Source organism: Bradyrhizobium sp. S3.7.6 (assembly GCF_054061875.1).
The window spans coordinates 1,671,893-1,689,318 of sequence record NZ_JBSSEQ010000001.1 but is presented as its reverse complement, the minus strand read 5'-3'; the positions used below and the strand labels follow the sequence as shown (position 1 = coordinate 1,689,318).

The 17,426-nt window shown below is 63.4% G+C and carries 16 protein-coding genes, 1 tRNA gene and 2 pseudogenes; 13 read left to right on the top strand and 6 right to left on the bottom strand.

All coding sequences use genetic code 11. From position 1 onward, the window contains the following. Positions 1–86: 86 nt before the first annotated feature. On the bottom strand, positions 87–839 hold the full coding sequence (locus ACVJ5M_RS07980; protein WP_063986064.1) for an SDR family NAD(P)-dependent oxidoreductase: 753 nt from the start codon (positions 837–839) through the stop codon (positions 87–89). 95 nt (positions 840–934) lie between these two features. Between ACVJ5M_RS07980 and ACVJ5M_RS07975 the strand changes: the two genes are divergently transcribed. Then, positions 935–1,246 carry an ArsR/SmtB family transcription factor gene (locus ACVJ5M_RS07975; RefSeq protein WP_028148917.1) on the top strand — a complete coding sequence of 104 codons (312 nt, stop codon included), beginning with the start codon at positions 935–937 and terminating at the stop codon, positions 1,244–1,246. 192 nt (positions 1,247–1,438) lie between these two features. On the opposite strand, the gene ACVJ5M_RS07970 is transcribed toward ACVJ5M_RS07975, so the two are convergent. Beyond that, positions 1,439–1,792, bottom strand: coding sequence for a PhzF family phenazine biosynthesis protein (locus ACVJ5M_RS07970; protein WP_456679275.1), 354 nt, complete (start codon positions 1,790–1,792; stop codon positions 1,439–1,441). 92 nt (positions 1,793–1,884) lie between these two features. Next, positions 1,885–2,319, bottom strand: a pseudogene (locus ACVJ5M_RS07965) (PhzF family phenazine biosynthesis protein); the annotation flags it as partial. A 233-nt stretch (positions 2,320–2,552) separates the two neighbouring features. On the opposite strand from ACVJ5M_RS07965, the gene ACVJ5M_RS07960 reads away from it, so the two are divergent. The 3 genes and pseudogenes from ACVJ5M_RS07960 to ACVJ5M_RS07950 all read left to right on the top strand — a co-directional run bounded on the left by ACVJ5M_RS07960 (position 2,553) and on the right by ACVJ5M_RS07950 (position 5,703). Continuing rightward, positions 2,553–3,632, top strand: a complete 1,080-nt coding sequence (locus ACVJ5M_RS07960; protein ID WP_283017981.1) for a type III polyketide synthase — start codon at positions 2,553–2,555, stop codon at positions 3,630–3,632. Next, positions 3,629–4,147: an isoprenylcysteine carboxyl methyltransferase family protein gene (locus ACVJ5M_RS07955; RefSeq protein ID WP_354099841.1), complete on the top strand. Its 519-nt coding sequence runs from the start codon at positions 3,629–3,631 to the stop codon at positions 4,145–4,147. Before ACVJ5M_RS07960 ends, ACVJ5M_RS07955 begins: the two co-directional genes overlap by 4 nt. 46 nt (positions 4,148–4,193) lie before the next feature. After that, a pseudogene (locus ACVJ5M_RS07950) lies at positions 4,194–5,703 on the top strand (DHA2 family efflux MFS transporter permease subunit). A 200-nt stretch (positions 5,704–5,903) separates the two neighbouring features. Here the strand turns inward: ACVJ5M_RS07950 and ACVJ5M_RS07945 are convergent. Further along, a tRNA-Met gene (locus ACVJ5M_RS07945) sits at positions 5,904–5,980 on the bottom strand. A gap of 312 nt (positions 5,981–6,292) precedes the next feature. Here ACVJ5M_RS07945 and ACVJ5M_RS07940 point away from each other — a divergent pair. Then, positions 6,293–7,738 carry a coniferyl aldehyde dehydrogenase gene (locus ACVJ5M_RS07940; protein ID WP_354099840.1) on the top strand — a complete coding sequence of 482 codons (1,446 nt, stop codon included), beginning with the start codon at positions 6,293–6,295 and terminating at the stop codon, positions 7,736–7,738. A gap of 113 nt (positions 7,739–7,851) precedes the next feature. Then, positions 7,852–9,450, top strand: coding sequence for a GMC family oxidoreductase (locus tag ACVJ5M_RS07935; protein WP_063980857.1), 1,599 nt, complete (start codon positions 7,852–7,854; stop codon positions 9,448–9,450). 168 nt (positions 9,451–9,618) lie between these two features. Here the strand turns inward: ACVJ5M_RS07935 and ACVJ5M_RS07930 are convergent, their stop codons facing one another. Beyond that, a complete protein-coding gene (locus ACVJ5M_RS07930; protein WP_063980856.1) occupies positions 9,619–10,380 on the bottom strand; it encodes an SDR family oxidoreductase in 762 nt (253 codons plus the stop codon). A gap of 138 nt (positions 10,381–10,518) precedes the next feature. Here ACVJ5M_RS07930 and ACVJ5M_RS07925 point away from each other — a divergent pair, with 138 nt between their 5' ends. The 3 genes from ACVJ5M_RS07925 to ACVJ5M_RS07915 all read left to right on the top strand — a co-directional run bounded on the left by ACVJ5M_RS07925 (position 10,519) and on the right by ACVJ5M_RS07915 (position 12,984). Beyond that, positions 10,519–11,031, top strand: coding sequence for a CvpA family protein (locus ACVJ5M_RS07925; protein WP_028157265.1), 513 nt, complete (start codon positions 10,519–10,521; stop codon positions 11,029–11,031). 184 nt (positions 11,032–11,215) lie between these two features. Continuing rightward, positions 11,216–11,998 carry an SDR family oxidoreductase gene (locus tag ACVJ5M_RS07920; RefSeq protein ID WP_231143834.1) on the top strand — a complete coding sequence of 261 codons (783 nt, stop codon included), beginning with the start codon at positions 11,216–11,218 and terminating at the stop codon, positions 11,996–11,998. Then, the gene (locus ACVJ5M_RS07915; RefSeq protein WP_283017980.1) at positions 11,995–12,984 is read left to right on the top strand and encodes an NADPH:quinone reductase; all 990 of its coding nucleotides are present in this window, start codon (positions 11,995–11,997) and stop codon (positions 12,982–12,984) included. The genes ACVJ5M_RS07920 and ACVJ5M_RS07915 overlap by 4 nt, the downstream gene beginning before the upstream one ends. A 4-nt stretch (positions 12,985–12,988) precedes the next feature. On the opposite strand, the gene ACVJ5M_RS07910 is transcribed toward ACVJ5M_RS07915, so the two are convergent. Further along, complete coding sequence (locus ACVJ5M_RS07910; RefSeq protein WP_038933620.1) at positions 12,989–13,420, bottom strand: DUF3775 domain-containing protein; 432 nt, start codon at positions 13,418–13,420, stop codon at positions 12,989–12,991. A gap of 119 nt (positions 13,421–13,539) precedes the next feature. Here ACVJ5M_RS07910 and ACVJ5M_RS07905 point away from each other — a divergent pair, with 119 nt between their 5' ends. The 4 genes from ACVJ5M_RS07905 to ACVJ5M_RS07890 all read left to right on the top strand — a co-directional run bounded on the left by ACVJ5M_RS07905 (position 13,540) and on the right by ACVJ5M_RS07890 (position 17,424). Further along, complete coding sequence (locus ACVJ5M_RS07905) at positions 13,540–14,391, top strand: MBL fold metallo-hydrolase (protein ID WP_063980853.1); 852 nt, start codon at positions 13,540–13,542, stop codon at positions 14,389–14,391. Positions 14,392–14,615: 224 nt separating this feature from the next. After that, a complete protein-coding gene (locus ACVJ5M_RS07900) occupies positions 14,616–15,458 on the top strand; it encodes a fumarylacetoacetate hydrolase family protein (RefSeq protein ID WP_063980852.1) in 843 nt (280 codons plus the stop codon). 140 nt (positions 15,459–15,598) lie between these two features. Further along, complete coding sequence (locus ACVJ5M_RS07895) at positions 15,599–16,210, top strand: glutathione S-transferase family protein (protein WP_063980851.1); 612 nt, start codon at positions 15,599–15,601, stop codon at positions 16,208–16,210. Positions 16,211–16,233: 23 nt separating this feature from the next. Continuing rightward, positions 16,234–17,424: a serine hydrolase domain-containing protein gene (locus ACVJ5M_RS07890; protein ID WP_063980850.1), complete on the top strand. Its 1,191-nt coding sequence runs from the start codon at positions 16,234–16,236 to the stop codon at positions 17,422–17,424. The last annotated feature ends 2 nt before the right edge of the window (positions 17,425–17,426 follow it).

Genomic DNA, 17,426 nt, shown 5'->3' with positions numbered 1-17,426 from the left:
CCGAACCTGGTTGCGGGATACACCACCACCGACCATGCCGGGACGACGCCCTTCAGCGATGTCGGGCCGCCAGGGTACGTCACGCGTCAGCGAAGGCCGCCGGTGACGTGGAGTGTCTCGCCCGTGACGTAGGACGCTTCGTCCGAAGCGAAGAAAGCCACCGCGGCAGCGATCTCCTCAACCTTGCCGATGCGGCCAAGCGGGGTGGTGGATTCGATCCAGTTGCGCATGTCGCCCTCGTGCAGGCCGGCGGACACGACGCCTTCGGTGGCGATCATGCCCGGATTGACGGCGTTGACGCGGATCTTGCGCGGCGCGAGTTCCTTCGACAGCACGGAGGAGATCGCATCCACCGAGGCTTTGGTCGCAGTGTAAACGGCGGTGTTCGCCGGCGCGATGGTCGATACGCCCGAGCTGATGTTGATGATGCTGCCCCCATTGGGATTGAAGTGCTGCACCGCTTCCCCCGAGATCAACAGAAGCCCGAGCACATTGAGGTCGAAATGCTTGTGGAAATGCTCAGGCGTGATGGCCTCGAGCGGCGCGAACTCGTAGATGCCCGCATTGTTGACGAGGATGTCGATCGCACCGAACGCCTTCACGGTCTCCGCGACGACGCTTTTCACGTTTTTGGCATCGGCCAGGTTGCCGTGCACGGCGACGGCTTTGCCACCCTTGGCGATGATGGCGGCGACCACGCGGTCGGCGGCCTCTTTGCTGGCGCTGTAATTGACGGCAACCGCCGCACCCTCAGCCGCAAGCCGGGCGGAGATTTCGGCGCCAATGCCTTTGGATGCGCCGGTCACGAGCGCAACTTTGCCTTCGAGTCTCTTGGTCATCGCATGTCTTCCGTTGTTCGGCGGGATGCCGATATTCAATAGTTCAATACTAGTGAACTATTGAATGAATTCAAGGGACGTGCTATATTTTGAGCATGGTGCAGTTCGTTCACCCATCGCGGGACGAGATTACACTCGCCGGGGTGCTTGGAGCTCTCGCGGATCCAATGCGGCTGCGCATCGTCAAAAGCCTGGCCGCGCAAAACGATTGCATGTCGTGCACCGAGGCGGCGCCTTGCCCTGACATGGCGAAGTCGACCCTGTCGAACCATTTTCGGATCCTGCGGGAGGCCGGCCTGATCCGGACGTCAAAGCAAGGCGTCCAGCACCGCAACGTTTTGCGCGAAGAGGATATCAACGCGCGGTTTCCAAAGCTGCTGAAAATGATCCTGAGCTTTCCGGACTGAGGGCATTCGCGCACGACAGATTTGTGGAGCGCGCAAGGTATCCACTGATGTTTCCACCGGGCGTATCCCAAAACAAAAATGGCCCGAGCTTCCGTCCCGGCGCGGCGTGTTGCCCGGCGTTCGCGCCATGATCGATCTTCTGGCTACAGCGCTGAAGGCCCAGGTCTAGCGCGCCGTCTCTGCGCCGACCTGCTAGGGCTGCAAGACATGTTGCTCCGCGCGCGTGACGGAGCCTCCAAGCAGGCACCCCACAGGCCGGCTGTCGGCGAAGCCGAGCCGCACCCGGATCTCGGACAACGACCCCATCGCCCGGCCCTGCATGATGGTGATCCGCGCGCTGTTGCGCTCGACCAGGCCGTTCTTGAGCAGTCCGAACGCGAGCGCCGCGGCGGCAATGCCGGTGGCAGCATCTTCCGGGTAGCCTGATGACTGCGGAAACTGTCGCGCCTCGAAGCGCCGTTCGCCCTGATGTTCGATGGCGTAGGGGTAAAGTCCGGTGGACCCGATCCGCCCGCAGCACGCCTCGATCCGCGCCGGGTCCGGCACCAGCTCGTTGAGCTCGCGGACGCCCTTGATCGGATGAGCGTCTTCACGCGCGACGTGACGGCGTTCTGCACCGGCATATCCAGCAGATCGCGGCGCGACAGCTTGAGCGTCGACAGAACGTCCTCCTCTTCGGCACGCGAGAGATCAACGACCTTGCCGACGGGCTGGCTGATCTCGACGGACGGTTCGCCCGAGTCCACACGATCGACATAACCCGTCACCGATCCGCTGCGCGTCTCGATGCGGACCTGTTCGCCCGGCAAGCGCCCCTTGGTCGCGAGGACCCAGAGCGCGCCGATGGTCGCGTGACCGCACATCTCCATCTCGTGTCGCGGAACCCAGAACCGGAAGGCATAGTCGGCGTCGCCGCTGGGAGCCGGCAGGACGAAGCCCGACTCATGCCCGAAGCGCCGGGCCACCGACTGCATCCCTGCAGCAGTCAGGTTCGATGCATCGATGACAATTGGACAGGGGTTGCCGCCGCGCCCCGTGTGGGTGAACACGTTGACAAGCTCGACCTCGGTCATTGGACAGCTCGCTTCATGGAGTGCGCGACGGCGTCAACGATCGCGTTGGCAACAGTTTGATGGACCATGGTCAGATTCTGATGGCGCTCGAATGCCTCGCTGGGCGGAAGTGACAACCTCTGCATGTCGAATCCAAACCTGGGAAGTCGTAACGCTATTCAAGTTTTAGTGACATGTCCGGCTAGATCATTTCTTACAAGCGTCGAAATATTTGCACCGCGCCGATGTTTCTTATGCTGATGACAGCAACACCAGGATCCCCGATGCCCCCGGCTGCGCTGGTCTCCCTGGCGACGTCGGTGCCTCCCCACGTGTTTTTGCAAGAGGACGTGCTAACGGCGGCATGGGATGTCTTCGGCGCCCGCTTTCCCGAATTCGAACGGTTCTCAAGCATTTTCTCGAATACCGGCATAGTCAAGCGTCACGGCGTCAAGCCGTTCGACTGGTATCTCGAACGACGAGGCTGGCCCGAACGCACCGAGGCCTTTCTCGAGGGAGCTGAAGCGCTATTTGTCGATGTCGCCGAGAAGGCGCTGGCGAGCGCACAACTTGCTGGCGGCGATGTCGACACTGTCGTGACCGTCTCTTCCACGGGAATCGCGACACCAAGTCTCGAGGCGCGCGTTGCTCGCCGGATGGGCTTCCGGTCCGATACGATGCGTGTACCGGTGTTTGGTCTTGGCTGTGCGGGCGGGGTTTCTGGTCTATCGATTGCGTCGCGCCTCGCCCAAGCGCGCCCTGGCACCAACGTGCTGCTGGTCACGATCGAGCTCTGCTCACTCGCACTTCGCCTGGACGAACTTACCAAAGCCAACATCGTCGCCGTCAGCCTGTTTGGCGACGGTGCTGCTGCAATCGTGTTGCGCGCGGGCGATGGCGGTGCGACGCAGATCGAGGCTGCCGGCGAACACCTTTGGCCGGATACGCTTGGCATCATGGGATGGAGTGTCGATCCGGAAGGATTCGGCGTCATCTTTCGCCGCACCATACCTGACTTCGTCACGAGGCATTTCAACTCCGCCGTGACCGAAATTCTCTCCAGAATGCGTCTTTCGGTGGAAGACATTGACCGCTTCATCTGCCATCCCGGCGGCGCGAAAGTTATCTGCGCATTGGAAGGCGCGCTCGCGCTCGACCAAGGAACGCTCTCCCATGAACGACAGATTATCGCCGACTTTGGTAACATGTCGTCACCCACTGTATTGTTCGTGCTTGAGCAGGCTCGCGCGAAAGGGCTGCCGGCGCGCTCACTGTTGACGGCGCTCGGACCCGGCTTCACCGCGAGCTGTGTCACGCTACGGCACACTGCGTGACGTTTGCTGAACTCATTCTCGGCGCCATCACGCTGCGGCGCGTCGGCGAACTCGTCATTTCGCGCGCGAACACTCGAAAGCTCCTGGCCCGCGGCGCCGTCGAGGTGGCACCCCGGCATTATCCGTTGATCATCACGGTTCATGCCGTCTGGCTGTTGTCGCTGTGGGTGTTCGGCCGCGACCAACCGGTGAATGTCGTTGCCCTGGCCGGCTATCTTATCCTTCAGTGCCTTCGCTTCTGGATCATCTGGACGCTCGGCTCACGATGGACGACGCGGATTATTGTTCTGCCCGAACAGCCGCTCGTGTCAGCGGGACCCTATCGATTTCTGTCGCATCCCAACTATGCCGTGGTTGCCGGCGAGATCGCCGTGCTCCCTTTGGTTCTGGGTTTGCCGCTGCTGGCCATCGTCTTCACCATCCTCAACGCCGCGGTTCTCGCGATCCGCATACGGGCCGAAAACCTCGCCCTCGCCGCATCCCGTGAGACATTATGCGTGGCGCATAATGACTGAACGGGTTACCGAGCCGAGTGCAGCTACGTGGCTTGGCTTCGTCCTGATGTGCCTCGGCATGTTCATGGCGATCCTCGACATTCAGGTCGTCGCCACTTCGCTACCCACGATCCAGAGTACACTCGCCATATCGCGAGAGGCGATGAGCTGGATTCAAACCGCGTATCTGATCGCCGAGATCATCGCCATTCCACTGACCGGGTGGCTTACGCGCGTTCTGACGCTGCGATGGCTGTTCGTTATTGCGATCAGCCTCTTTACCCTTGCCTCCATCGGCTGCGCATTCAGCAGCAGTTTTTACGACGCTTGTCAGCTTCCGCGTGCTTCAGGGTTTCGCTGGCGGCGTGCTGATTCCGGCGGTTTTTTCCGCTGTCTTTCTGCTGTTTCCGATCCGTTTGCATCCCGTTGCCACCACCATGGCCGGCATCATGGCCGTGCTGGCGCCCACGGTCGGGCCGGTGGTCGGTGGCTGGATCACCGACACCTGGTCCTGGCATTGGCTGTTTCTGATCAATGTCGCTCCTGGGGTGGTCGCCGCACTCGCCACGCCAATGCTGCTGCCGCGCGAACGACCCCGGCTTTCTGATCTGGCTACACTCGACGTGCCGTCTCTCGGACTTCTTGCGGTTTCGCTTGCATGCCTGGAGATCGGTCTGAAGGAAGGCCCGCAACGCGGGTGGCTTTCTCCATTCTGCTCCATCCTGATCGTCTTGAGTGCTGCCGCGGCAACCGTCTTCGCCATCCGAACACTCAGGGCCGCGCATCCGGTGGTCGAACTGTCAACCTTTAGATCGCGCTCGTTTGCAATCGGTTGCGCATTGAGCTTCTTCCTCGGAGTTGGATTGTTCGGCTCGGTCTATCTCATGCCGGTCTTCCTCGCCTATGTTCGACATCATGACGCATTTGAAATCGGCACGATCATGCTCGTCACCGGCGTTGCGCAGCTTGCCACCGCGCCGATTGCGGGCCTGCTGGAAAGCAGGTTTGATCCCCGCTGGTTGTCGGCGGCGGGGTTTGGTCTGTTCGCGATCGGGCTGGGTTGCAGTGCATTCGAGAGCCGTGTCGCCGACTTTCAAGAAATGTTCTGGCCGCAAGTCTTGCGCGGCGTTGCGATCATGTTTTGCCTGCTGCCTCCGACCCGGCTGGCGTTGGGTTCGCTGACCGCATCACGGGTACCCGACGCAAGCGGCCTGTTCAACCTGATGCGAAACCTTGGGGGCGCAATCGGCATCGCGCTGATCGATACGATCCTTTACGGGCGCACCGGCGGGCACGCCGACGCTTTGCGCGAGCGCCTGATTGCGGGCGATGTGACTGCGGCTCAGGCGATCGGGCTTGACGTCACGCTGTTTACCCACCGCCCTCCGCAGGTCTCCGATGCCACGGTTGAAGCCTATCTGCGTCCCATGGTCGAAAAGGCCGCGTTCGCGCTCAGCGCCAACGAAGCCTGGGCCCTCCTCGCTTGCGTGGCGCTGCTCGGACTGTTGCTCATTCCGTTCGCGGCCGGTCCCCTGGAAGGCACTGATGAGAATTCTGGTGATGGCGCACTCAATTGAGTGGTGAATAGAGATCGCAATTGCCGCGACGCCCGGCCCAACCGGCGAAGTTCGGCGTGGTTCGCTTACCTATCTGAGGAAGGCCGCACTGACCGAGGGACTCGTCGTGACCTGAGACGGTAGGCGCCCGCCCCACCAAAACAAAAATGGCCCGCGTGATGCGGGCCATTTTCGTATCGGAACCGGTAAAAGTCCGAACTTGGTTGCGGGGATAGGATTTGAACCTATGACCTTCAGGTTATGAGCCTGACGAGCTACCGGGCTGCTCCACCCCGCGTTAAACCTTTGCGCGCCTTCGCCGAAATGCCGGGGACGATGAATGAGGGCCGGCGCTATTCGCGTGGCTTGCTCTCGCGTCCCAAAGGCTTCCTTGGAAGGCAACCCCGGGGCAAAGCCCCTCGGGTGCGAGGCGTATGTACCAACCCGGGCTGCCTTTGGAAAGGGCCGCGGGGACGTTTTTTTCGACTTTATGACAGTGAGTTGGGCCGATTTCCGGCCCGTTTGGTGCGCTCTTGCCAGAAGTTCCACAAAGGGCCAGCTTGCGGGCAACAAAACCGGGGGCAAACGTCGTTTTCAGGGGAGACCACCCATGGACCATACCTTGGACCGCCCCTTGGCGAGCGCGCCACTCCCGGCGCTGAAGGATGCCTTCGAGACCATGGTCGCGCGGGCGCGGGCCGAGCCGGCGCCCGACCTGGCCGAGCGGCTCGACCGGCTGGCGCGGCTGCGCACCGTGGTCGCCGACAACGAGGAGCGATTCCGGCAGGCAATCTCGGCCGATTTCGGCCACCGCTCGGCCGTCGAGACCACTATTGCCGAGACGATGCTGGTGTTCTCCGAGATCCGGCATGCGACCAAGCACCTGAAGAGCTGGATGGCGCCGCAGCGAGTGGCCACCGCGCTGCAATTCCTGCCCGCGCGCAACCGGCTGATCCCGCAGCCGCTCGGCGTCGTCGGCATCATCGCGCCCTGGAATTATCCGCTCCAGCTCACGCTTGCGCCCGCGATCGGCGCGATCGCCGCCGGCAACCGTGTCATGATCAAGCCGAGCGAACTCTCGCCGCACTTCTCAGTGCTGCTGAAGGAGTCGGTGGCCGCGAAATTCGATGCCACCGAGCTACTGGTGACAGGCGTCGAGGACGAAATCGCAAAAGCCTTCGCACACCTTCCCTTCGATCATCTGGTGTTCACCGGCTCGACCCGGGTCGGCCGGCTGGTCGCGGAGGCCGCCGGGCGCAATCTCACGCCCGTAACGCTCGAGCTTGGCGGCAAGTCGCCGGCGATCATCGACGCCTCCGCCGATCTCGAGGAGGCGGCCGAGCGCATTGCCTACGGAAAGCTGCTCAATGCCGGGCAGACCTGCATCGCGCCGGACTATGTGCTGGTGCCCGAGCGCTCGTTGCAGGCCTTCGCCGAAAAAGTGCGCGCGCAGATGCGGCGCATGTTCGGCACCGATCCCGCCAACAAGGACTACACCTCCGTCATCTCCGACCGGCATTATGCGCGGCTTGAAGGACTCGTGGCAGATGCTGCGCAGCGCGGCGCAAAAATCCTGCAACCGGCGAAAGCGGACGATCCGAACTGGAAAGCACACCGCAAGTTCCCGCCGACGCTGATCGTCGGCGCGACCGAGGCGATGGCGGTGATGCAGGAAGAGATTTTCGGCCCCGTTCTGCCGGTGCTGGGCTATCGCGATCCGGCGGAGGCGATCGCTTTCGTCAACGCCCGCGACCGGCCGCTCGCGCTCTACTGGTTCGGCAAGGATCGCGCCGCCCGCGACGAGGTGCTGTCGCGCACGATCTCCGGCGGCGTCACCGTCAACGACTGCCTGTTCCACTTCGCGCAAGCCAACCAGCCGATGGGCGGCGTCGGCGCGTCCGGCACCGGCGCCTATCACGGCGAATGGGGTTTTCGCACGTTCAGCAAACTGAAGCCGGTGTTTTATCGCTCCAAGTTCAACCGCCTCGCCGATCTCTATCCGCCCTACGGCGGCAAGATCGCGCGGCTGGAGAAGTTGATGCGGTTCATGTCGTAGCTTTCAGTCATTGCGAGCGAAGCGAAGCAATCCAGAATCCCGCCGCGGGGACAGTCTGGATTGCTTCGCTTCGCTCGCAATGACGAGAAGAAAATGCAGAGGGGGGAACATCAGTGACTGACACATTCGACTTCGTCGTCGTGGGCGCGGGCTCCGGCGGCTGCGCGGTGGCGGGGCGGCTGTCGGAGGATGCGGCGACATCCGTGGCGCTGCTCGATGCCGGCGGACGGAACGACAATTGGCGGATCACCACGCCATTCGGGCTCGCTTTGCCATACAGCGCGGCCAACTGGGCCTTCGATACCGTGCCGCAGAAGGGATTGAACGGCCGCATCGGCTATCAACCGCGCGGCAAAGGCCTCGGCGGCTCCTCGGCGATCAACGCCATGGTCTACATCCGCGGCCACAAATCGGACTACGACCACTGGGCCTCGCTCGGCAATGCCGGCTGGTCGTACGCCCACGTGCTGCCCTATTTCAAGTGCTCGGAGAACAATTCCGATTTCGACGGCGAGTATCACGGCAAGGACGGCCCGCTGCATGTCAACAGACTGCGCTCGGACAATCCGATCCATGACGTCTTCCACCAGGCCGCGCGCGAGGCGCAGTTCCGCATCCGCGAGGACTTCAACGCCGAGGACCATGAAGGGCTCGGCAGCTACCAGGTGACGCAGCACAAGGGCGAGCGCTGGAGCGCGGCGCGCGCCTATGTGCAGCCCTACATGGACAAGCGCGCGAATCTGCGCGTCGAGACCGGGGCGCAGGCCACGAAGATCCTGTTCGAAGGCGGGCGCGCGGTCGGCATCGAATATGTGCAGGGCAAGCAGACCAAGCAGCTGCGCGCCCGCCGCGAGGTGATCCTCGCCGGCGGCGCCTTCCAGTCGCCGCAGCTATTGATGCTGTCGGGTGTCGGCGATGGCGATGCGCTTGCCGCGCACGGCATTGGCGCCGAACATCATTTGCCGGGCGTCGGGCGCAATCTGCAGGACCATCCGGATTTCGTGTTCGTCTACGCCTCCGACTATCCGCATTTCGTTCATTCATCGCTCGGCCGGTTGCCATCCCTGCTCCGCGCCATCCAGCGGTATCGCCGGGAGCGACGCGGCCTGATGACCACCAATTTCGCCGAGTGTGGCGGCTTCCTGAAGACCAGGCCCGACCTCGCCGTGCCAGACATCCAGCTGCACTTCGTCATCGCGATGCTCGACGACCACGGCCGCAAGAAGCACAAGGAAGCGGGCTTCTCGTGCCATGTCTGCCTGCTCAGACCGAAGAGCCGCGGCAGCGTATGGCTGAAAAGCGCCGATCCGCTCGCTGCACCCATGATCGATCCGAACTTTCTGGGCGAGGCGGAAGATCTCGAGTCGATGGTCGCGGGCTTCAAGACCACGCGGCGGCTGATGGAGACGCCCGCGCTGCGCGCGTTGCAGAAGAAGGACATGTTCACGTCCGATGTGAGAACGGACGACGACATCCGCGCCATCCTGCGCAATCGCGTCGACACCGTCTATCACCCCGTCGGCACCTGCAAGATGGGCACCGATGCGATGTCGGTGGTCGATCCGAAGCTGAAGGTGCATGGCATCGAGGGCTTGCGCGTCGTCGACGCCTCGATCATGCCGACCTTGATCGGTGGCAACACCAACGCGCCGACCATCATGATCGGGGAGAAGGCGGCGGATATGATCAGGGCGGAGGTGCGTGCGAGTTAGCGCAACGCCGCCACCCAATTCTCCGCCGTCGTCCCCGCGACCGAGGGGATCCATAATCACAGGGAGATGTTGTGGGGCGAGATGGCAACTCCGAGTCTTCGCCAAACATCTCCCTGGGGATATGGGTCCCGGGCTCGCGCTACGCGCGCCCCGGGACGACGGCGGGGCTCAATTCAGCAGGAAACCACCATCGACGGTGATGACACTCCCCGTCATGTACCGCGACGCCTTCGAGGCCAGCAGCAGGATCGCGCCATCGAGATCGGACTCGGCGCCGACGCGGCGCTGCGGGATGCGTTTGGCCAATCGCTCGCCCGCGGGCGTCGACCAGAAGGCGTGATTCATTTCCGTGTCGATATAGCCGGGCGCCAGCGCGTTGACGCGGATGTTCTGGCCTGCGAGCTCCAGCGCCATCGCCCTGGTCGCCTGGAGGATGCCGGCCTTGGAGATCGCATAGGGCGACACCGCCTTCAGCACACCGGTGCCGAGCACGGAAGCGATGTTGACGATGTTGCCTTCCTGCTTGCGCGCGATCATGCGGCGCGCGACTTCGGTCGCGAGGAAATAAGCGCCTTTCAAATTGGCGCCGATCACGGCGTCCCAATCGGATTCGGTCTGCTCGGTCGCGAGCTTCTCGATGGCGATGCCGGCATTGTTGATCAGCACCGTGATCGGACCGAGCGCGGCTTCCGTGGCATCCACGGCCTTGGCGATCGATGACATGTCCGTGACGTCGAGCGCGACCGCGGCAGCGCGGCCGCCCTTGCCGCGGATCTCCTCCTCCAGGCTCTTCAGCTTGTCGGTCTGCCGCGCGGCGAGCGCGACGGCCGCGCCATGGTCCGCCAGAACCCGGGCAAATTGCCGCCCCAGCCCCTGGCTCGCGCCCGTCACTAGGATGGTTTCTTGACTGACGTCGAATAAGTCTGACATGACGCTTGCCTTGAGTGTTTTCCCTGAGCTTTGGAGCCACCAATACAGACGATTTTAACGATCTGAAACCGGAATGATCGGTCCGGCGTTCATTCGTTCCAACGACGCAAGCGTTCCATCGAGGCAGGCCTGACGCTCATGAACAGTTTCGATCTCGCGGTCTATGCGGCACTCGCCGTCGCGATCGGCTTCGGTTTCAGGACCGGCCTGCTCGGCAGCGCAATGACCATTCTCGCCTATCTCCTGGCCGCTCCCATCGCCGTCGCGCTGATGCCGTTGATCGTGCCGCAGGTCGCGACCAATCCGAACGCGCCGCTGCTGCAAAACTGGATCTGGTTCTTCGGCATCTTCGTGGTCGTCGGCATGCTCCTTGGTTATATCGGCCGCCTCGCGCTGAACGACACGATACGCGAAGCCGGGATCGGCGACCGGCTCGCCGGCGCCGCACTCGGCGCCGTCAGGGTCGGCCTCGTCGCCACCACGCTGGTGCTGGTGTTCGACCAGATCGTGCCGGCCAACCGCCAGCCGCCGTTCCTCGCCGGTTCGCATCTGCGGCCGCTGTTCTCGGCGGCCGGCAAGATGGGCTTCAAGACATTGCCGCCGGAGGCCGCGGCCGCGATCGACCGCCTCAAGCAGGAACGGCGCATCTAGCTTATTGTCTGGGCATGATCTTTTCGGAAAACCGCTGCACACTTTTCGGGATCATGCCCGCACATTTGCATCGCCGCGCGACCGCGCCATGCATTTTGACGCGGCCCCCTCCCTTATCAGCGGCGCCACGATTGGCTAGAGTGCGGCCCGTCTAAAACCTGCCTGACATTACGGGAGTGAAACAGTGGATCTTGGGATCAAAGGTCGCCGCGCCATCGTCTGCGCATCCAGCAAGGGCCTCGGCCGCGCCTGCGCCATCTCGCTGGCGGAAGCCGGCGTTGACATCACGCTGACCGCGCGCGGCGCCGAAGCCCTGAAGAAGACGGCCGACGACATCCGCAAGGCCTATCCGGGCGTGAAGGTCACCGAAATCGTCGGCGACATCACGACGCCTGCCGGCCGCGAGGCCGTGCTGAAGGCCTGCCCAGAGCCGGACATCTTGATCAACAATGCCGGCGGCCCGCCGCCCGGCGATTTCCGCAACTGGACCCGCGACGACTGGATCAAGGCGATCGACGCCAACATGCTCACGCCCATCGAGCTGATCAAGTCGACCGTCGACGGCATGATGGCGCGCAAGTTCGGCCGCATCGTCAACATCACCTCGGCGGCGGTGAAGGCGCCGATCGACATCCTCGGTCTCTCCAACGGCGCGCGCGCCGGCCTCACCGGCTTCATCGCCGGCCTGTCGCGCAAGACCGTGATCAACAACGTCACCATCAACGGCCTGTTGCCGGGCCCGTTCGAGACCGACCGCTTGACCGGCACCGCAAAGGCCGAGGCCGACAAGCGCGGCACGACGCCGGAGCAGATCCTGGCCGAGCGCGCCAAGCTCAACCCCGCCGGCCGCTTCGGCCAGCCCGACGAGTTCGGCTATGCCTGCGCCTTCCTCTGCGGCGCCAAGGCCGGCTTCATCACGGGCCAGAACATCTTGCTCGACGGCGGCGCCTTCCCCGGAACGCTGTGAGAGCAGTCTGGTACGAGCAAACAGGACCGGCGGCGGATGTCCTCACCTATGGTGAGATGGCGACGCCGGTCGCTGGCCCAGGCGAAGTTCGCATTCGCCTGGAGGCCTCCGGCGTCAATCCGGCCGATGTCGGCCGGCGCGGCGGCAGCTATCGCGCGATGGAATTTTCGCGCCTCATTCCGAACAGCGACGGCGCGGGTTTCGTCGACCAGATCGGCGACGGCGTAACGCGCTTCAGGGTCGGCGACCGGGTCTGGCTGTTCAACGGCCAGCGCAACGGCCGCGCCTTCGGCACGGCGGCCGAATATATCGCGCTCGCCGAGCAGCTGGTGACGCCGCTGCCGGATCATCTTTCCTTTGCGGAAGGCGCAACGCTCGGCATCCCCGCGATGACCGCATGGTGCAGCCTGTTTGCGGATGGGCCGATCGTCGGCAAGACCGTGCTTGTCACCGGCGGCGCCGGCGCGGTTGGCCATTATGCCGTGCAGCTCGCCAAATGGGGCGGCGCGCAGGTGATCGCGACAGTCAGCTCGGCGATGAAGGGCGAGCAAGCCCGGCGCGCGGGCGCCGATCTCGTGGTCAATTACAGGGACGAGGACGTCGTCGCCAAGGCTATGGCGTTCACCGGCGGACGTGGTGTCGATCGCGTGGCCGATGTCGATTTCGGCGGCAACGTCGCGACGACGTTGAAGCTGATGGCGCTCAATTCGACGATCGCCGTCTACGCCACCAACGGCAACCGCACACCCACGGTGCCGATGCGCGAACTGATGGAGAAGTGCATCACGCTCCGCTCGCTCGTCTTGTTCGCGCTACCGCCCGCGCTGCTTGCGGCGGCCCAGGCCGATATCACGAAATGGCTGGCGGCAGGGCCGCGCATTCACAACGTCGCGGCGCAGTTCGCGCTGTCGGATACTGCGCAGGCGCATCTCGCGGTCGAGAAGGGTGACAAGCTCGGCACCGTGATCGTCGACTGCGCGCGGTGACGACTTAGGATACCGGCGTGGTCCGCTCGTCGGTCCAGTCGATGCCGAGCTCGTCCATGCCATCGGCGAGCAGATCGCCCAGCATCGGCTCACCCAGCAGGTATTGCACCGTTTCGCGACGCGGGTTCTTGTATTCACCGCGCGCCTCGGCGGCGCGGGCACGCAGATCGTCCCACTCCTCCACTTCGCCATCGCCGCGGCCAAGCCACATCAGCGTGACGAGGTCGAGCTGCTCGTCCTCGTTCAGCGCGCGGATGAAACCGGACAGTTCGGCTGCGACCGGGTCGGAATTGGTGTCCTCGAGCACGTCGATCTCGTCATCATCAGAGGGATTGGACCCCGAGTCGGGGTCGGACGCCGCCTCCTTGACGTCGAATTCGCGGGCCTTCTCGATGATGAAGGCGACCTTCTCGGCGGAAATGGCAAGCTCTGGCATCGTCGCTCTCTCTGGCTGTCTCGGGGTTCCCCCGATAACGCAACATCGCGACAGATGATCCATTGCGTTCGACAGCGGAAGGCCGCATCTTTCGCGAGCAAGAAAATTGGGATCGCCGCATGCCGTGGACCGTGGGCAAGGTCAAAATCACCAAGATCGTGGAAATGGAGACGGTCGGCTCGACCCGCTTCATCCTGCCGGCCGCGACCAATGACGAGATCCAGAAGCTGCCTTGGCTGATCCCGCATTTCGCCACCGAGGAGGGCCGGCTGAAAATGTCGATCCACTCGCTGGTGGTGGAGACGCCGACGCGCCGCATCGTGGTCGACACTGGCCTTGGCAACGACAAGCAGGGCCGCGGTGTCCCGGTCTGGAATAACCGCAGCACGCCGTTTCTGGAGACCATGACGGCGGCGGGCTTTCCCCCTGACAGCATCGACACCGTGCTGTGCACGCATTTGCATGTCGACCATGTCGGCTGGAATACAAAGCTCGTCGATGGCAAATGGGTGCCGACTTTCCCCAGGGCGCGCTACCTGTTCGGCAAGACCGAGTATGAATATTGGCGCGACTATACGGCCGAGCCGGACAAGGTCGCGGTGTTCAACGATTCCGTGAAGCCGGTCGTCGATGCGGGCCTGGCCGAGTTGATCCCGAGCGATCACCGGCTCTGCGAGGAGATCAGCGTGATCCCGACCCCCGGCCACAGCCCCGGGCATATGAGCGTCCTGATCGAGTCCGGCGGCGAACAAGGGTTGCTCAGCGGCGACGTCGCCCATCACCCCTGCCAGATGGCGCATCTCGACTGGTGCTCGGTCGTCGACACCGATACCGCCCAATCGGCCGCGTCGCGGCACAAGGTGTTCTCGCGCTTTGCCGATACCCCGACGCTGGTGATCGGCGGCCATTTCTCGGCCGGGCACATCAAGCGGGACGGGGATGCGTTCAAATTTGTGGCGCTGCAATCGTAGGGTGGGCAAAGCCACCGGGTCGCGCGAATGCGCGCCCGATGACAGGCTCCGCGTGCCCACCATACCGGGCCATCAAAAAGAATTGGTGGGCACGGCGCTCCGCGCCTTTGCCCACCCTACAAAGGAAGGGCTGCAATGCGCCCCGTTTTGAGCGGTTGAATTTCCCGCCGCCCTGTTCCATGAAGCTATTTAACCGATCGGTCCATCTCCAGGGAGAAACGAGAATGAAGCTTGTTCGTTATGGCGAAAAGGGTGTGGAAAAGCCCGGCCTGATCGACAAATCCGGCCAATTGCGCGACCTGTCGGCGCATGTGAAGGACCTGACCGGCGAGGCCTATTCGCCGGAATCCCTGAAGAAGCTGGCGGGCCTTGACCCGGCCTCCCTGCCCGCCGTCTCCGGCAAGCCGCGCTTCGGCGCGCCCGTCACCGGCATCTCGAAATTCGTCGCCATCGGCCTCAACTACAGCGACCACGCCAAGGAAACCGGCGCCGCGATCCCGACCGAGCCGATCATCTTCATGAAGGCCAACACCTCGCTGTCCGGCCCGAACGATGCGGTCGAAAAGCCGCGCGGCTCGACCAAGCTCGACTGGGAAGTCGAGATCGCCGCCATCATCGGCACCCGCGCCAAGTATGTCTCGGAAGCCGATGCGCTGAACTACGTCGCCGGCTATTGCGTCTGCAACGACGTCTCCGAGCGCGCCTTCCAGACCGAGCGCCTGGGCCAGTGGACCAAGGGCAAGTCGCACGACACCTTCGGCCCGGTCGGCCCGTGGCTCGCCACCAAGGACGAGATCAAGGACGTGCAGAACCTGTCGATGTGGCTCGACGTCAACGGCCAGCGCCGCCAGACCGGCTCGACCCAGACCATGATCTTCTCCATGGCCAAATGCGTCTCCTACGTGTCACAGTTCATGACCTTGCTGCCGGGCGACATCATCACCACCGGCACCCCGCCCGGCGTCGGTCTCGGCATGAAGCCGCCGACCTTCCTCAATGTCGGCGATGTCGTCACGCTCGGCATCGAAGGCCTCGGCGAGCAGCGCCAGGAGATTGTGGCGGCGTAAGGCCTCCGCCCTCTCCCCGTCATTGCGAGGAGCGAAGCGACGAAGCAATCCAGACTATTTCCACGGAGACAGGCTGGATTGCTTCGCTTCGCTCGCAATGACGATAACCAACTGCCGGTCACCGCGTAGGACATTTTCCCATGAAACTCTCCTTCTCTGCCGCCTCGCCCTTCGCCCGCAAGGTGCGTATCGCCGCGATCGAGCTCGGGCTGATCGACAAGATCGAGCTCACGCCCGCGACCGTCGCGCCGGGCACGGTCAATGAGGATTATTCGCGCATCACGCCGCTGAAGAAGCTGCCGGTGCTGATCACCAATGACGGCGACGTCATTCTGGATTCCTACGTGATCGTCGAATATCTCAACGAGATGGCCGGCGGCAGCCTGATCCCCGATTACGGCCCGCGGCGCTGGAAGGCCAAGACCGATCACTCCCTGATCAACGGCATGCTCGATTCCATGCTGCTGTGCCGCTACGAGAAGATGGTGCGGCCGCAGGGCCTGCAATGGCAGGCATGGTCGGACGACCATTGGAACCGGGCCTGGACCGGCATGGCGCGCTTCGAGAACATGCCCGAAGTTTTGAACGGCCCGTTCGACATCTCGCAGATCGGCCTCGTCTGCGTGCTCGGCTATGCCGACTTCCGCTTCGCCGATTGCGGCTGGCGCAAGGCCTATCCGAAACTCGACGCCTTCCACCAGAAGATGCTGGAGCGCCCCTCGGTCAAGATCTCGGTGCCTCCAGCGGCGTAAACTAGGCTGCGGGGAGAAGGACGATGCGCGATCGCTTCCCCCGCCTCAGCATTCTCGGCGCGAGCCTCGTGCTCGCGTTGACCGTCTCAGCCACTTCCGTGCAGGCCGACGGCATGGCGACTGGACGACAAAACCTCGCCTGTGGATCGCCGTCGTCAATCGACGACGGGTGGACGACTGCGTCGCCCGACAGCGTTGGCATGGAAGGCATGCGGCTCTGCAGCATCGCTGCACGGCTCGATCAACGCGCGACCTCGGTCCATTCGGTTGTCGTCGTGCGCCACGGCAAGCTCGTCTTCGAGCAGTATTTTCCCGGCTACGACCAACCCTGGGGACAACCGGACGGCCAGCACGAATTTACCGCGACGACGAAGCATGACATGCGTTCGGCATCGAAGAGTGTCGCTTCGCTGCTCGTCGGCATCGCGATCGATCGCAAGCTGATCGAAGGCGTCGACGAGCCCGTGCTCAAATTCTTCCCCGACCATCAGGCGGCGAAGCAGGCGGGCTGGGAGGCCATCACGCTGCGCCATCTGCTAACGATGTCCTCCGGCATTGAATGGGACGAGGCACGGTCCTGGACCGATCCGAAAAACGACGAGCCGCATCTCACCTTTGAGGCCGATCCGATCGGCTATGTGCTCGCAAAGCCAGTCGCTGCGCCGCCCGACGTGCTGTGGACTTATAATGGCGGCGGGACTGAACTGCTCGGCAACATCCTCGAACGCGTCTCGGGCAAGCCGCTGGAGGCATTTGCTCGCGAGGTGCTGTTCCAGCCGCTCGGGATCAGCGATTTGGAGTGGAAAGCCTATAAGAACGGCAAGATTGCAGCGGCCGCGGGCCTTCGCTTGCGGCCGCGCGATGCGACGAAGATCGGCCAGCTCGTGCTCAATCGCGGCCAGTGGAACGGCCGGCAGATCGTCTCGGCCGACTGGATCGCACAATCTACCACGCCGCGCTTCCAGGCGATCGGCTATTTCGGCAGCACGATGTTCTACGGCTATCAATGGTGGATGGGCCGCTCGCTCGCCGGTGACAAGGAAATCAAATGGGTTGCTGCCTTCGGCTGGGGCGGCCAGCGCATCTTCATCGTGCCCGAGCTTGATCTCGTCATGATGACCACCGCTGCCCAATACGGCCAGCCGAAGGAAGGGCTGGCCGCGATCGACATCCTCTCCAACATCGTCATTCCATCCGTGCGCGATGCACGGTGAGT

What these genes read in the sequence shown, in the direction of transcription:
- ACVJ5M_RS07890 (WP_063980850.1), top strand. Translation starts at nt 16,234, where the DNA reads ATGCGCGATCGCTTCCCCCGCCTCAGCATTCTCGGCGCGAGCCTCGTG.
- ACVJ5M_RS07980 (WP_063986064.1), bottom strand. Translation starts at nt 839, where the DNA reads ATGACCAAGAGACTCGAAGGCAAAGTTGCGCTCGTGACCGGCGCATCC.
- ACVJ5M_RS07900 (WP_063980852.1), top strand. Translation starts at nt 14,616, where the DNA reads ATGAAGCTTGTTCGTTATGGCGAAAAGGGTGTGGAAAAGCCCGGCCTG.
- ACVJ5M_RS07930 (WP_063980856.1), bottom strand. Translation starts at nt 10,380, where the DNA reads ATGTCAGACTTATTCGACGTCAGTCAAGAAACCATCCTAGTGACGGGC.
- ACVJ5M_RS07905 (WP_063980853.1), top strand. Translation starts at nt 13,540, where the DNA reads ATGCCGTGGACCGTGGGCAAGGTCAAAATCACCAAGATCGTGGAAATG.
- ACVJ5M_RS07910 (WP_038933620.1), bottom strand. Translation starts at nt 13,420, where the DNA reads ATGCCAGAGCTTGCCATTTCCGCCGAGAAGGTCGCCTTCATCATCGAG.
- ACVJ5M_RS07960 (WP_283017981.1), top strand. Translation starts at nt 2,553, where the DNA reads ATGCTGATGACAGCAACACCAGGATCCCCGATGCCCCCGGCTGCGCTG.
- ACVJ5M_RS07940 (WP_354099840.1), top strand. Translation starts at nt 6,293, where the DNA reads ATGGACCATACCTTGGACCGCCCCTTGGCGAGCGCGCCACTCCCGGCG.
- ACVJ5M_RS07975 (WP_028148917.1), top strand. Translation starts at nt 935, where the DNA reads ATGGTGCAGTTCGTTCACCCATCGCGGGACGAGATTACACTCGCCGGG.
- ACVJ5M_RS07925 (WP_028157265.1), top strand. Translation starts at nt 10,519, where the DNA reads ATGAACAGTTTCGATCTCGCGGTCTATGCGGCACTCGCCGTCGCGATC.
- ACVJ5M_RS07895 (WP_063980851.1), top strand. Translation starts at nt 15,599, where the DNA reads ATGAAACTCTCCTTCTCTGCCGCCTCGCCCTTCGCCCGCAAGGTGCGT.